Genomic DNA, 15187 nt, shown 5'->3' with positions numbered 1-15187 from the left:
AACGCCAGCTACATCCTGTATTGGCTGTGCCGAAGCTCCCATGATTTGGAGGCGGTCATCCTCCTAATCGTCAAATAATGCAGATACATGTGTATTGGGCATAAGCGGCTGGCGCCCAATATCACGGATACGTCGCGCTCGAACCAATCGGCAACAGCCCAGCTACGCGAATCAGCCGGTCATGGCTTCGTTGCTTCGAACCGCAAGGAAGGTAGCGGCGCAGCGCCCAGCGAGCCATTGAACTGACCAATTCTTTCGCCATACTTTTGCCGCAAGCAGTTCAGGTTGTCGCCACATGTACGACGAGATGACAACCAATCCAACTGCGAACGTTTGAGAGCACCGGGATCCGCTACAGATGCCAACGCTGTCCGATACATCTGTCCCAACTCAACGTCCATCGCTGCAAGCCCTGGATCGTTGCAAATCTGCAATTCGTCGCTTGATGATGCGCGAGCACAATCAAAAATCGTCACAAAGGTCTGGGCGCCCCCGGATTGTTGGCCGTCCCAAGACGCATGCTGAGGTTCGCGGTGTGGAGTAAGGGACGAAGTTACAACTCGCTCGTTTGTCGATTGGACGCCCTTGACGGATTGTTCTTGCACAGACTCGGCGGACTGCGGCGCAGTTCCAACCGAGCGTGGGGGGGCTTCAAGCTGCTCTAGTCGATTAGCAGCGCCCGTGACTTGCGGCGAGTTCGCCGGACCGGGAACACTATGCGCTCCTATGAGATTGTTCAGTGCCGCACCGACAATGCAAATCCCTACGCCCCACAGTATTCTTCTGCCAGCTCGAGGGAAGTTTCTTGTGTCCGGCTCATTGTTCTTATAGCCAGTTCTAAATCGACGATCGACCTTGCGTGTGTCGACAAAACCGAATACGCCGACCACTACAGTAAGCACACCAATAACAACAAAAGTACTTCCCAACGCGCCCATAAGAGATCCCCGATTAATACGGCTTATTTGCCGAAAATTACTATCTTCCAAGTACTCATGCTAAGCGTCGTTGCGCCCACTAGGAACGAGCAGCAAGCTTGAACCATGCCCCTCGCTACGTGAAGTTGCTTCTCCACCCAGTCCAATTGCTGGCGACGACTAAAAAAATCGGCTATGCCGTGCCGGTTAGTCTCGAACAATCAAGCCATTAGAACGTGATCTTTACGTGACAACTAACGACGTCTTGTCGTTAGCATGCCGGTGCGTGGCAGGCTATGATAACGTCTTGAATTACTTTCAAGTCGTTAAAAAATGCCATGCCTGCCTTTGAAAATCCTCGCTGGTTGAAAGACCTACTGCGATTCTTGCCGTTGAAGAGTCAGTTTGTCCTTTCCGGAAATGTTAGAGATTTGCAGGCCTGCGAGGTCGCGCCAGAAATGATCACGGCGCAATCGCTTGTGAATACGCTCGCTGATAACCTTGGCGAAGCCGGCTATGCTCAGTTGGTGGTCTGGAATCCTGTATCCGGATTTGGCATTCCGGAAAGCCGCATACATCAAGTCGAACGAGGCGAAGATACGCTACAGCGTCTCGGTTTGACCCCAGTTGGAAATTCGGCGCCTGGCGGAATCGACGTGCTAACCGCGTGCCTAGAGCGACTTGTTGCGATGGAGGGCCCGCCGATAGCGCTTGTCGTGGACTTTGCCTCTCGACTAGCCGTCCGGACGGAGTCACTGAGCGCGGCGGAACACAATCTCTTTACGCGTGCACTCGTTCTTTCACACACGTGCACACCACGCCCGGCCGGCGAACAGCGTCGCCCATTCTTCAATACTGTACTTTGGGTTGTTGACAAGGAAAGCGACTTGCCCGACTGGCTGCTTATTGGCAATCCGAGAATCAGGCATGTGCCCGTCTCCAAACCCGACAGCGCGGCTAGGCGCGCGCTTTCACCAGCGCTTCTGCGAGGAGTGCCTGGCTCAAGAGAGGCAACACCAGCCATCATGGAAGATGCCGAGTCGGCATTCATCGATGGTACCGAGGGCCTGTTGCTCGCTGACATGAATGCAATCGCTACCCTCGCTCGTGTCGAAAGCGTTCCCATCGGCAAGATTTCCGATGCCGTCAGACGCTACAAGGTTGGCGTCACGGAAGACCCGTGGCTTCGAATTGACCGCGAGAAGATCCGCAACGCTGAGCTTACGATCCGCAAGCGGGTTAAGGGACAAACACATGCAGTGACGCACATGCTTGACCTTGTCAAGCGAGCTATGACTGGTGTTGGTGTACAGCGCAAAGGCAACAGGCCGCGCGGCGTCGCGTTTCTTGCTGGACCGACGGGCGTGGGTAAGACGGAGCTTGCGAAGACGCTCACCAGCCTTCTTTTCGGCGACGAGAGCGCATATATTCGCTTCGATATGTCCGAGTTCAGCTCTGAGCATTCTGACCAACGGCTTATTGGTGCGCCGCCTGGGTACGTCGGCTATGACGTTGGCGGAGAGTTGACGAACGCAATTCGGGAGCGACCGTTCAGCGTTGTGCTTTTCGACGAAATCGAAAAAGCGCACCCGCGAATTCTCGATAAATTTCTGCAAATTCTCGACGACGGCGTGCTCACGTCAGGGCGAGGAGACAGGGTGTACTTTTCCGAGGCGCTGATCGTATTCACCTCGAATCTGGGGATATTCCGAGAGGACGAGCTTGGACAACGAGTACCCAATGTCGTCCCAGACGATTCTTTTGACGACATTGGCACGAAAGTGCTCTCTGAAATTCAACGGCACTTTAAGTTGGTGCTCAACCGTCCCGAAATCCTGAACCGGATTGGCGAGAACATTATTGTTTTCGATTTCATCCGGGAGAACGTCGCGCAAGATATTTTTGACCAGATGATCGGCGCCGTTCTCGACGACATTGCTTCTCAGGGAATTTCTGTCGAACTGGACCCACCGTTGGTGGTTGCTCTTAAGCATCGGTGCCTAAGTGATCTTTCCAATGGTGGTCGCGGCATCCGTAACCAGATCGAGGCGCATCTGATCAACCCGCTCGCGCGCGGCATGTTCGATCAAGATGCGAAGCCCGGCGATAGCTTTCTAGTCACCAACATTGCCGACGGCGAACTGCAATTGCACAAGCACCAACAGTCATGAACATTCGTCTGTCGCGTTTGCATTTCCCCGTCACATCCTTGGGACCAGGAAGACGGATTGGAATATGGTTCCAAGGCTGCAGCATACGTTGCCCGGGATGCATATCAGCCGATACGTGGACTATGACCGGCGGCGAGTCGACAGTCGGGCGGGTGTTGGAGCAAATCAGTATCTGGCTACCTCAAGCCGACGGTTTCACCATTTCCGGGGGAGAGCCATTTGATCAGCCGGATGCTCTAGTCGCGCTTGTCGGCGCCCTGCAAGAAGCATCTAGCGCCGATGTTCTGGTCTACAGCGGCCACCCCTTTGGGGCGCTCGCAGGCACTCTGGAACGGGTTAATGGCGCAATTGACGCGCTCGTTACCGACCCGTTTGAAATAGATGCCCCGCATACCCGTCCTCTTCGCGGTAGTGACAACCAGCGGCTGCATATGCTCACGGAGCGTGGCAGAGCACTCTATTCACAGTATGAACGAGAGCTGACCGAGAGCGACAAGTCGCTTGACGTCATGTTCGATGAGGACGGTAGCGTCTGGTTCGCGGGAATACCGAACCGGGGCGACTTCCAGCGATTACGCGACCTATTGACCGATCAGGGCCATCGAGTCCAGATCAGCGCTGACAAAGCGCAGAACAGATAAGACAGGAAATTTCAGCAATGATGCGTTTTTGCCCGAACTGCAAGACCGAAAGGTCTGTTGATGAATGGTTCTGCGCGGGCATCGTCGCCGGCGACAAATGTGACTGGGACCTGTCTGGCCTGCCAATCCGGGCGCGCGGGTGGCGCGAACAGGAAATCGTTACCCGCGATGGCCTGGGCGACCCTGAGCCCGATTTGGGCCCGAGAGTTTCCCCGCAACAGACGTGCACAAACGGGCACACGATGAACGACGGAGACCTGATGTGCCTTGAGTGCGGGGCAGATCCGAACATCGTTGAAAGTGCCAAAAGTGATGCCGCTAGTTTTGGTGAAACGAATATCGTTAGCGGTACATCCGAAACACACGCCGAAACGCAAATCGACGGTTGGCGCCTGCTCAGGCAGATTTCCAGTACGGACGGTGTGCGCGAGCGGTTCATTGCCCAGCACAGCAATACCGGCCGGCAGGCAATACTTACGCTATACCGCGACGGCGCTGAACCAGACACGTCAGTCTACGATGTCGTCCGTCGTCTTCCTCGCGAACATGTTCCGGAGATCATCGCAACCGGCCGGTGGGATACTCGGGCTTATGAAGTCGCAGAGGAGCTTAGCGGCGGAACGCTTGCCGACGCGGGCATTGCTCTGCGGGACATTGCAACGATCCGACACGTAGTCGATGAACTTGGACAGGCACTCAACGCCTTTTCGGAAGCAGGCTTGCGACACCGCGACCTCCGCCCGGGCACATTGCTTGTGCGTAGTAAAGATCCGCTCGATCTGGTGATCAGCGGATTCGGATCGGCCCGACTGTCAGAATTCGATCTCGACATCGTTTCTCCGCTCGAAACGACGCGTTACATGGCACCCGAAGCCATCGCTGGCGGCGTTGCCGCAGCGTCTGACTGGTGGAGCCTCGGCATGATCCTGCTTGAGCAACTGACAGCGGGTAAGTGCTTTGAAGGCGTCAATCCGCGAGCCTTTCTGATTCACGTGCTCGCAAATGGCGTCACGCTGCCCGACGACCTTGATCCATCGCTTCACTTGCTTCTGCGAGGTTTGTTGGCCCGTGATCGGCATCAACGCTGGCAATGGCCCCAGGTCAAGGCGTGGCTTGATGGTAAGCCGGTCGATGCTCCAGAGTCTCAGACCACCGAGACCGACTCAGCGGAAGGCGCAAGTATCACGCTCGGCGCAATACAGTATCGAAAGCCTAGCATGTTCGCGCTTGCGGCAGCGGAACGAGAGAACTGGGAGGAGGCTCGCGACCATCTCAGTCGAGGTCTTGTGGTCACTTGGGCCGAACAGGCTGGCGTTTTGGCAAAACAACTCGCTGGCCTGCGTCAAGTGGTGCTACTCGATGGCGTGGACGACGACTGGCGTCTGATGATCGCGTTAAAGCTGTTGAATCCCGAGATGCCACTTATTCTGCGTGGCGAGATTGTCACCCCAGGCTGGTTGCTCAGCAACCCGCTAGAAGGTTACGACTTGGTAACTGGGGCCGTCCCCTCCTTCCTTGAACGCTTGCAGACTGAGACATGGCTCTCGAGGCTTCAGCGGCGCGCCGATGAAGTCCGAAACCGCGCGCACAATCACGCGATTGAGCTGGATGAAGACATGCTGCGAATCGCAGTACTTTCCACGTCCCGAGCCCAACTCGCAGCGCAATGGGACGCGCGGCGCCTACTTTTACCCGATTCGACGCACCCGGGCTTGCTTTCGCTATCGGAACGTCGCATCGTCAGCGAAGAAGACCTTATTGTCCTTCTGAGCGCAAAGATCACGCAGTTCCGCAGCGTTGACGAAATTCTCAATCAGGCAACCGACGTTGCCAAGCGCGAGCAGATTCTCACTTTTGACAAGGAAGTGGCTCGCGATGAGCTCGCGCAATCCCGCATGGAACTCTTTCGCAGGGTCGACGACCGAATCGCCGGCTTCGCGCACACTGGCAATAGTTTGATTGATGGCTGGGCTGAGCATTTTCGCCTGGAGCGACGCCTTCCATTGCACCAGGTCCTCGTTTTGCTTTCCGTGCCAACCGAGCAGTGGCTGGAGCCGCAAAAGCAGCACTATGTGTCGCAGATTCTGGAATTCTTCGAAAAGAAGGTCGCCACAACCGTACTGCGCGGTCCATTGGTGCGCATGACAATCGGCAAGACGACCGGTCGTGTTGACGTTCATGAACTGAATAGCGAGCGGTATTCATGTACCGCATTGCTCGAGCACTTACTTCAACGCAATGCACAGTCGGTTTCCATCGACCCCGCCATTTTCGGAGCAGACCTGACGCTGGAGAGCCGACTGAACACGCTCCATCGTCAAACTTCTTTGTACAAGCGAGATACCGGTATTGACGGGATGTATCTGGGCTTCCCGTTCCTGCATACCCGGGACAGCCGTAGTGGCTCGCGTCCACGCATTACTCCAATCCTGCTTTGGCCTGTCAAACTTCTGATGGAACTTGGCGCTCGTGGTCAGGTTGCGTTGGCTTTCGATTGTGAGCGCGAAGAGGTGCGCTTGAATCCTGCGCTTGAGGGGCTGTTAGGAAGGGATGCGGTGAAAGCATGGCGTGCCGCGGCCGATGATGTATTGGGTCGCTCGGCCCTGAAGGTAGCCGACGTCATTGACGCATTTGGGATGTTGGCAAACACTGAGCGGCGTCAGCTTGGCGCGCTGCCGTCGCCAGCGGTCGAGGTGCCCGCCGGCGAGCCTCGTCTCGCCTGCTCTGCGGTGCTTTTCCATGTAGACTTCGCCGGCCAAGCCATCGGTGAGGACTTGCGCCAATTGAAGGTCTTATCGCCGGCGGGAACCTCGCTTGCGTCAATGTTGCGACTCGATGACAAGTCTGAGCAGAAGGCACCCGACGGCCCTGCCGCAGAGCTCGAACGTTTTCTTACCGTCTCCAGCGACCCGTCTCAAGAATCCGCGATCATGAAGGCGCGACAAGGTCCGGGTCTCCTGGTTGAAGGGCCACCCGGGACTGGTAAGAGCCAGACGATCGTCAACATGGTTGCAGACGCAATTGGGCGAGGCACGAGCTTGCTCATCGTTTGCCAGAAGCATGCGGCACTCGAGGTCGTGCACAAGCGATTGGTCGCAGAAGGGCTCGGTGATCGCATTGTAATGATCAACGATGTGAATAAGGATCGAGAGCCAACCATCCGAGCAGTTCGAGAGCAGCTCGATGCAGTCAACCGGGGCTCACCGTTTGACACCAACTGGACGCGCCAACGTGAACGCATGGCCGCCAGGATCGAAGCGCTTGAGGGTGAGCTCGACCGACAACATCAAGCGCTCCACCATGTGGACGAGTCAACCGGCTTGAGCTACCGGTCCTTGCTTGGCGAATTGATCCAGTTGGAAGCTGGCGAAGCGCCATTGAGCGTTCCCCAACTGAGAGGGAAGTTGGCCGAGTTGGACATATCCTCGCTAACGGCGCTTGAGGAACAGTGCGCCCCGCTGGCGCGCTATTGGCTACCAGCGAAATTTGAAGGGAGCGCGCTGGTCCAACTGAAGTCGTTTGCTACCGACCCCGCAACAATCGCGGAGTACACCGACGTTTTCGTTCGCTTCCTCGAAGCCGAGCGGTTACGTGTCGAAACGCTTGCAGCTCATCCAGCCCGCTTTGACGTCGAAGATCCAGCGCCATATCGTGCCTGGCTCGATAGCAACGCTATCCGACTGGTAAACCTCGATGAGACACAGCGTAAGCGTCTTGCACAATGGCTGCCTTTGTTTCGTCCGGCAAACAGAGAGGATGCCCCGGGACATAAGCATTACGCCTCACTAAAGCAGCTCCATGAGAATTTGCTGGCCATCGACGGCGGCGCTTATGACAAAACGCTGTCACCCGCGCTAGCTACATTGCCCCTCGTCGAGCTGAATGCCATCGAAATGCGAGCGACACTTGCCACACAAGTTCCAACGTTCATTAGTCGCATCAATCCCGCCACGTACATCAGACGTAGCGGCTTGAGAAAATACCTCGCGAGTTGTGGGGTCCCGACGACGGATGTCGCCCTTCGAGCCCTGCTGGCGGCTGCACGCCTTGAACAGTCGTGGCGGCAAGAGCGAGAGGCGTTAAACGCGACGAGCAAATCGCTACAGTTGGATACCGTCTCACAGACGTGTGGCCCGACACTCGCAGAGGAGTGTTTGAGCCGCCTTAGGCGACTTGAAGAGATCCGTGAGCTTTCGCAGCATCTCTCCATTGCGCCGCGTGGCGACGAGTTTGATTCCGCCGTAATGACTGGAGATCAGGCGCCCGTCAGACAGCTACTCGATGGATTTGAAACAGCATTCATTCGCTATAACGCCCGTCAGCACAGTCTCGAGGCATTGCGCGTACTCGAAGAGTGGATCGTTCCTGAGTTAGCGGACGCGTGTCGAAGCGCAGTCGCGGACAATCTCTCCTATCAAACGCCACTCAACCGCATCAACGACGCGCTGCCCACACTTGCCGCATTCCAACAGTTCCGGACGCGGGCGAAGCATCTCAATCCTCAAGCCCTTGAGGTCTTCGCAGTGATGCGGCCACACGCGGAGGCGTTCGCAGGTATCGCCCCAGAAGACATCGACTGGGAAGTGCGTCGACTGATCAATCGTGAAGCTCGACTGGGCTGGAAGCGTCGTTTCGAGCAGGAAACTCCGGAGCTCCTCCTTGATAGGGGGGAGACGGCGGCAAAGGTGGAAGCTCTGGCAAACGCCGACGAGGAAATGCGCCGTCTTAATCGGGAAATACTACGCAATGGCATCGACCGAAGCAGACTTGGCTCAGCCCGAGACTGGGAGGATGTGACACGCCTGACGGGGCGCCGCTCTCGCCGATTGCGCGAATTCATCGAGCTAGGTACGGGGCTCGGATTGATGGCGCTGCGTCCGGTCTGGATGATGAACCCGGATGTGGCGAGCCGCGTTCTGCCGCTTAAATCAAATCTGTTCGATACTGTGGTCTACGATGAAGCGTCGCAAATGCCGGTGGAATACGCCATTCCGACGCTCTTCCGTGGCAGCATTTCTGTTGTCAGCGGGGACGAAAAGCAGATGCCGCCAGCGAGTTTCTTCTCCGGCCGTGTAGACAGCGACGAGCCTGATAATTATGACGGGGAGTCTCTCGACGAAGATGCTACGGAGGAGGAACGCGAACTCTTCGAGGACACCTGGAATCGTCGTGAGATCAAGGATTGCCCTGACCTCCTTCAAATGGCGCGGACTTCCCTGCCTGTAACCACGCTGCAGATCCACTATCGGTCTGAGTACCGTGAATTGATTGGTTACTCGAACGCTGCTTTCTACGACAACGAGCTGAGTGTGCCGGTGCGACACCCCGAAGCAATGATTCGAGCGGTCAAGCCGCTTGAGCTGATTCCGGTAAACGGTGTCTATGAACGTCAGACGAATTCGGACGAAGCGGACCGTGTTGTCGAATACCTTGCCGAGCTATGGAGGACGCCTTACGACCAACGACCGTCCGTTGGTGTCGTCTCTTTCAACCTCAAGCAAGCTAACCTGATTGAGGAGCGGCTTGAGCTTCGTGCAGAAGAGGATGAGGATTTCCGTAACGCCTATCGGGAAGAGGCTGATCGCTCCGACGGTGGCGAAGACATGGGTGTATTCGTCAAGAACGTGGAAAATGTCCAAGGGGATGAGCGCGACGTTATCGTTTTCTCGACGACGTTTGGGCGTAACAACCAAGGCGCGTTCAAGCGCTATTTCGGCGTGCTAGGGCAAAGGGGCGGGGAGCGGCGCCTGAATGTCGCAGTAACTCGTGCCAGAAAGAAGGTCGTACTGATCACTTCGATGCCAATCCGCGACATTTCCGACATGCTAAATACCAAGAGAAAGCCGGCCATCCCGCGTGACTATCTTCAGGGATATTTGGAGTACGCGCGCGCAATTTCCAACGGAGAATTCCCAAGTGGCCGCTCGCTCCTCGGACGGATGAGCAGCGAGCGCGCGCATGCAAAACTGTACGAAACTGCGGACAATGATGGCTTCGCGACGGATGTCCTGGAGTTCCTTCGCGACCTTGGCCTGTCTCCGGTCAGTGCACAGGAAGGCGACGCTTTCGGACTTGATTTTGCCATCGCCGATCCAGAAACGGGCTTGTACGCAATCGGTATCGAATGTGACGCTCCGCGTCACCCGTTGCTACAACGAGCCCGCGCACGTGAAATCTGGCGCCCGTCCGTATTGCGGCGCGCCATTCCAAACCTTCACCGGGTTTCATCGCAAGGTTGGTATCACAACGCTGAGGAAGAAAGAGCTCGGTTGAAAGCGGCGATTTACACCGCTCTGAAATTGGAGATTGCCGCATGAGTGGTCCGAAGGTGGTTCGCATTGTTACCCGCGAAGAGATGCTTGCTATTTGTGAGGGGCATCTTCGGCGGCTCGATCAGGCGATAGTCGCTTGGGCCGTGGCTGGACAACGAATCGGGGAGCTTTCTGCCGAAGAGATTGCGGCGACCCGAGCGCGTCAACGCGGGCTTGCTGCCTTGATTGCGACAGACGCATTCATGGAGCTGCAAAAGAAGGTTACGGACGAAATTGCCTTCCTAAAGGACGATGTGATTCGACGCCAAGCCATCGCGATAGATAAAGCAGAACAGCTTGTTAAGCGCCGGAGACAAGGGCAAGACAGCGCCACGACATTGTTGGCTGCGCTCAAGTCGAAGGGCGTCGAACTGCCGCAAGACTTGGTATCAAAGCTTGCCCTTGTTGCCTCGGGTGCAGAGGTTTTAGACGCAGATGTTTTGCTTGCTCGCGGATTCAGCTTGCTAGTACCGGAAACCGCGCGAGAAATCAGTGTGGCGCAGAAGGAGCTTGCCGGCCGATTGTTGGAGGGCGAAAGGACTCAGGATTTTGGAGAGTGGAAGGCCGCCAACATGTCGCGGATGCATAATCCGCTCATTAACCGAGTCGACCGTCAAATCGCAGAAGCGCAGGTGCTCCTTGATGAATCCGAAGTCGCCACGTTTGCGGAAAAGCTACGGTTGATCGAAAGGGACGTCAACGAGTCCCGCCGCAACCTATTGCTTGACAGCTTGATACTTGATCTCGCAAGTGCAGTGAGAATGTCTCGCGCGCATAACGCGGCTATTGAGGAGCTTCACGAGCTTGCCTCGGAGATGAGTGCCGAAGCTAGCGCTGGGGCAAAAGCGCTCGTCGGCCAAATTAGGTTGTGCGGCCCAGCAACGACGCTAAATGAGATCGGGCGACTTGCAGCTGAATGTCGCGAGCTAATCGCACGGGAGCAGGACCGAAAAGCCGCACAGGCTAGGCGAGGCGTAATCCTGAATGGTCTGGCTCGGCTCGGCTACGAGGTCAATGAGGGAATGCAGACGGCGTGGGCACGCGATGGACGAGTCGTCGTCAAGAATCCAGCCGTCCCTGACTATGGGGTGGAACTCGGTGGCCACACCCAAACGGGCCGGCTCCAAGTTCGGGCCGTTGCACTGACGAAAAATCACGACACCTCGCGCGACAAAGACGTCGAAACCCTTTGGTGCGGAGATTTTGGCAAGCTTCAGGAGTTGCTAGTGACTACAGGCGACACATTGCTCGTCGAACGTGCGATTGGCGTTGGCGAGGTTCCACTTAAAATTATTGACGACGGAAATGCCAAGGTTACAGCAACTGACAAGGGACGGTATTTATAGCGGTTGGACATCTGATTACTTTGGAAGACCCTTTGGGCGGACTCAATCCATTCAGGCAGTACTGCGGCATCCATCGGAACGCCCTGACTGTTCAGCTGCATTCCGCAGTGCAAGGCTGTCTAGGGGCGGGCCGGGTTCGTCCGAGCACCTGAGCCACTCCCGTTCCCCATGGAGAAGGTCGAACGTTATGAGGTGCGCTTGGCGTAACGTGACTGGTCTTTTCGTTGACGGATTGCCAGTTTCTTTTGCTGCATTGACCAATGCGAGCAGTCTAGCCTGAGCGGCTGCTGATGGCCAATTTCCACCTGTTGCGACGGACTGCTTGCGACCCCAAACGGTCATGGCTGAAGGCGATGAGGTTGCCAGAGAGCAAGCGTTTCGATTGTCGTCTGGCATCTCTGTCACCACGAATCCGCAGGTTCAACGGTAAGGGCGGCGATCAGGCGCTCGTGATGAGAGAGAGGGGTAGAACGAAACTGAAGCACGTGGCACCGTCGCGGGCATTCAAGCTATGGCTGTAGCCACGCCCAACTTGTTGGTTCGGCGAGCGAGCAATCACCAGGTACCTGACGCATACCCTTAGGGCTATTACGAGAATGCAGCAACCAGAACGAATCTTGACCGCAGACAATGTCAATCAAATAACAGAGAGCTTTTTGGAAACACTCGCCAGTCTAGGTGATTCCATCCACGGGCTTCGTGGAATCCCGTTGCTCACGGCACTAAAGCGGGAGAAGTTGGCGCACGGGCCGTACCCGGGTGTCAGTCTCTTCGAGGCCGCGAATCGCATCATGTCGGACCTAGTCATATTGCGGGGCATTGCAGGCCTGATTCGCGCGGGAACGTTTGGCATTGACAGTTATCTCGTCGAATTCGGCAACGAAGACCACAACGGCTTCGATATAAGAGGGAAGGATCACCAAGGCCGCACGCTAGTTGGAGAGGCGTTCAATGTGGCGCCTTCGTTTTTCGGTCCCAAGAAGCAAAAGGCGGTATCGAAGCTGCGCTCGAACGGCAGCGCTGCGACATATCGGCTTCTGTTGGTTAACGATGATGCCGTAGACACGAGCTATGCACCGAGAGCCGAGCCTGGTTTTCAATACGTCTTTGTAAATATCGAGTCGGGGGCGATAAGGATTGTGCCGTAGGGCGTGACTTCAGCACGGATGATGTTTTAGTCCGCGAACGACTTGTTGGCTTTGATCATACGTGTAAGCGTGAGTACCATGCGGAGTGGTCGCCCGAATGACAATGTGAGCGCTAATCGAACGGCTGAAGATGGCAGAGTGCCGCGGATCACGACCGTCGGCCTCCGACTGTGGATTCAACCGAGAAAGTCAAACACTGGCATCGGACGTCCGAATTCAAATCGACAGCAGAGGCTCACGCCTCGGCTGAGCTTCGTTGTATCGCCACGCATTTGATTTCGGCCAGCAGGCCCGGATGCGCGAGCTCCGATACCCCAACCGCAGTCCAGGCACACTTGCCACTTGGAAAAACGCGGTTCTTCACCTCGCGGAAGACCGACATGTGTGCGCTCATTTGTACGTGGTAAGTCGTCATCTCGACAATGTCCTCAAACGTACAGCCTGCCGCATTGAGAAGTGTCTTTAGATCTCCCGGCATACGATGAACTGTGCCTCAGGATCGTGGATGACCTCAAGTTCATGTGTACGTCCGACTTGCCCGGCGCAGAAGACGGTTGCTCCTACTTTGACGGCTGGCGCATAGCCCGCGCGTTCAACGATCTGCTCCATTGCAGTGGGAACAATGATTTCTCGGTCGGTCATGCAACATGTCCTTGGATAGTGAGGGGAGACTCGGTGTTCAAGTCAACGCCACTATACGCATGACCACGTCAAATTCGCGCAAACGCGGCCATTCGTCGCATCGGACTGAACGTCTTCGATCAGCCGGAAGTTGTGATTCAACTTGCATCTCAGGTATTGACGCAATTTTTCGATATGTTCAGTCGTTATTTTCACCCGGTGTGTCTATGTTTGCATTGGGTGTTCGTGCGGCCTGTAGCATTGCTGACGTCGCAACCTCCATAGAATTGCGCACTGGTTCAAGCCACAGTCGAGCGTAGATCGCGGTCGTTTGTGTTGACTTGTGATTTAGCGAGCGACCGATCACAGACATATTCGCGCCGGTTCCAGCCTGCCATGACCCCATCGTACGCCGCAAATCGTGTATGCGAAGATCTGCAATGCCCGCTTTTTCGAGAATCGCCCTCCAGGCATTCTTCGGTGAAACGAGATGTCCGGTCTCGCCTTCACCGGGAAAGACGAATGGCGAGTTGGCGCGGGCACTGTTACGAGCCTTCAGGATTGCGATGGCATCGGCAACAAGCGGTACAGTTTGGGGTGTTCCATTTTTTGTGTCCGGGATACGCCATTCGGCGCGATCGAAATTGATCTGATCCCAGCGCATTGCTAGAACGTTCCCGCGCCGCGCTCCCGTGAACAAGCTGATCAAGATGAAATCGCGGACGGTCGGGTTGGGATATGCCAGCACTTGTTCGAAGAATTTGGGCAACTCATCGGGTTGGAGGAATCGATCACGACTCACCTCACTGTGCTTGCGGATTCCATGGCAAGGGTTGAGTTTGTCCCAAATTCCCCATTCAATTGCTTTGCCGAACACGCTGCTGACCAACGCGAGGACACGGTTCGCCATGATCTTGTGTTCCTTGCTTACCTTGGTGAACAATTGGGCAATCGTGGACTTGGTGATCTCCGAAAGTTGCCGCGATGCAAGATTGACGCCGTCTGTATTGCTCGATAGATATTTTTCGAATTTTTGCTTGTCCTCGGCTGCGGTCTTTTTGTGCGGGAGACTGTGATTCGTATAGTACTCGTCGAAGAGATCACCGAACGTCATCTCGGCACGTCGGGTTCGTTTCGCTTCGGCAGGATTTATCCCCTCGGCGATCTCCGAGTTGAGCTTCATCGCTTGGGCACGCGCTTTGTCGATCGTCAGATCGGGGAAGCGCCCAATTTTGACCCGCTCCGGCTTGCGATTGACTTTCCGATACAAGACGAACGTCTTGACCCCGCTGGCCCCAACGCCGACCGCAAGACCACTCACTTTCGTGTCGTAGTAATACTTCCAGCCGGTCTCGGGTGGCGGCAGTCCCTCGATAACTGCTTTGGTGAAGTTCAATGAGATCTTGCTTGAATGGCCCATTCCATTGCTACTCCATTGCTACCATCTACGTTGATTTCGATGGATGTGGAAAATCTTAGCTTTAAATAAAAGTCATTATATATCAAATGCTTACGTATATTCGTGAGCGTCAATGATCTGGGTGGAATTGCAAAAAATCTGATTTGGGATCAGAGGGTCGTAGGTTCGAATCCTATCGCTCCGACCAGCAGGATCGAGGGGTTACAAGCCGTCGGCTTGTAACCCCTTTCTCTTTTGGCTCGCTGTTACCGTCCTGTTACCGGGAAAATGTTGCACACCTCTAGTGCGTTGCCGGTTTTTACCGAACCTTATCGATCCTAGTGTCTTGCGGGATGGGGGCTCGCAGCGCTGCTCGAGGGTCTTTCACACTTTGGTAATACTGCACGCTGCGTGGCTGCTTGACCAGCCTGCAGGCCCGCCTCATCGTCAATCCATAGTGGCTTATCACGTAATCCACCACGTCTTTTCTCAGCGCGGGCCGCCGGGCCACTTTTTTGAAGCAACGTCCTGCAGAATGGCCTTATCCAGGCTCAGTTCAGCCACCAACTTCTTGAGCCGCGCGTTCTCTTCCTGTAACTGCTTGAGTTCGCGCACCTGATCCGACTGCATACC

9 protein-coding genes and 1 pseudogene are annotated in these 15187 nt (G+C 55.7%); 5 read left to right on the top strand and 5 right to left on the bottom strand.

Annotated features, from left to right (window positions below; genetic code table 11):
- Positions 1-179: 179 nt before the first annotated feature.
- Positions 180-989 carry a lysozyme inhibitor LprI family protein gene (locus tag PAN31108_RS23420; protein ID WP_150671166.1) on the bottom strand — a complete coding sequence of 270 codons (810 nt, stop codon included), beginning with the start codon at positions 987-989 and terminating at the stop codon, positions 180-182.
- A 266-nt stretch (positions 990-1255) separates the two neighbouring features.
- On the opposite strand from PAN31108_RS23420, the gene PAN31108_RS23415 reads away from it, so the two are divergent.
- The 5 genes from PAN31108_RS23415 to PAN31108_RS23395 all read left to right on the top strand — a co-directional run bounded on the left by PAN31108_RS23415 (position 1256) and on the right by PAN31108_RS23395 (position 12534).
- Positions 1256-3088, top strand: a complete 1833-nt coding sequence (locus tag PAN31108_RS23415; RefSeq protein ID WP_150671165.1) for an AAA family ATPase — start codon at positions 1256-1258, stop codon at positions 3086-3088.
- Positions 3085-3729, top strand: a complete 645-nt coding sequence (locus PAN31108_RS23410) for a 4Fe-4S single cluster domain-containing protein (RefSeq protein WP_150671164.1) — start codon at positions 3085-3087, stop codon at positions 3727-3729. Before PAN31108_RS23415 ends, PAN31108_RS23410 begins: the two co-directional genes overlap by 4 nt.
- Before the next feature lie 17 nt (positions 3730-3746).
- A complete protein-coding gene (locus PAN31108_RS23405) occupies positions 3747-10046 on the top strand; it encodes an AAA domain-containing protein (RefSeq protein ID WP_150671163.1) in 6300 nt (2099 codons plus the stop codon).
- Positions 10043-11386, top strand: a complete 1344-nt coding sequence (locus tag PAN31108_RS23400; RefSeq protein ID WP_150671162.1) for a hypothetical protein — start codon at positions 10043-10045, stop codon at positions 11384-11386. Before PAN31108_RS23405 ends, PAN31108_RS23400 begins: the two co-directional genes overlap by 4 nt.
- 617 nt (positions 11387-12003) lie before the next feature.
- Positions 12004-12534, top strand: coding sequence for a hypothetical protein (locus PAN31108_RS23395; protein WP_217426355.1), 531 nt, complete (start codon positions 12004-12006; stop codon positions 12532-12534).
- A 235-nt stretch (positions 12535-12769) separates the two neighbouring features.
- Here the strand turns inward: PAN31108_RS23395 and PAN31108_RS26900 are convergent, their stop codons facing one another.
- The 4 genes and pseudogenes from PAN31108_RS26900 to PAN31108_RS26890 form a co-directional block, all read right to left on the bottom strand.
- On the bottom strand, positions 12770-12949 hold the full coding sequence (locus PAN31108_RS26900) for a RidA family protein (protein ID WP_246184115.1): 180 nt from the start codon (positions 12947-12949) through the stop codon (positions 12770-12772).
- A gap of 47 nt (positions 12950-12996) precedes the next feature.
- Positions 12997-13176, bottom strand: a complete 180-nt coding sequence (locus PAN31108_RS26895) for a RidA family protein (protein ID WP_246184114.1) — start codon at positions 13174-13176, stop codon at positions 12997-12999.
- 178 nt (positions 13177-13354) lie between these two features.
- Entirely contained in the window at positions 13355-14551 is a 1197-nt protein-coding gene (locus PAN31108_RS23380; protein WP_246184113.1) for a tyrosine-type recombinase/integrase, read from the bottom strand.
- A 364-nt stretch (positions 14552-14915) separates the two neighbouring features.
- Positions 14916-15187 (bottom strand): annotated as a pseudogene (locus tag PAN31108_RS26890) (IS3-like element ISBcen22 family transposase); the annotation flags it as partial.

It is taken from the genome of Pandoraea anhela (assembly GCF_902459655.1).
Classification (GTDB): Bacteria; Pseudomonadota; Gammaproteobacteria; order Burkholderiales; family Burkholderiaceae; genus Pandoraea; species Pandoraea anhela.
This window is presented reverse-complemented; position numbering and strand designations above follow the sequence as displayed.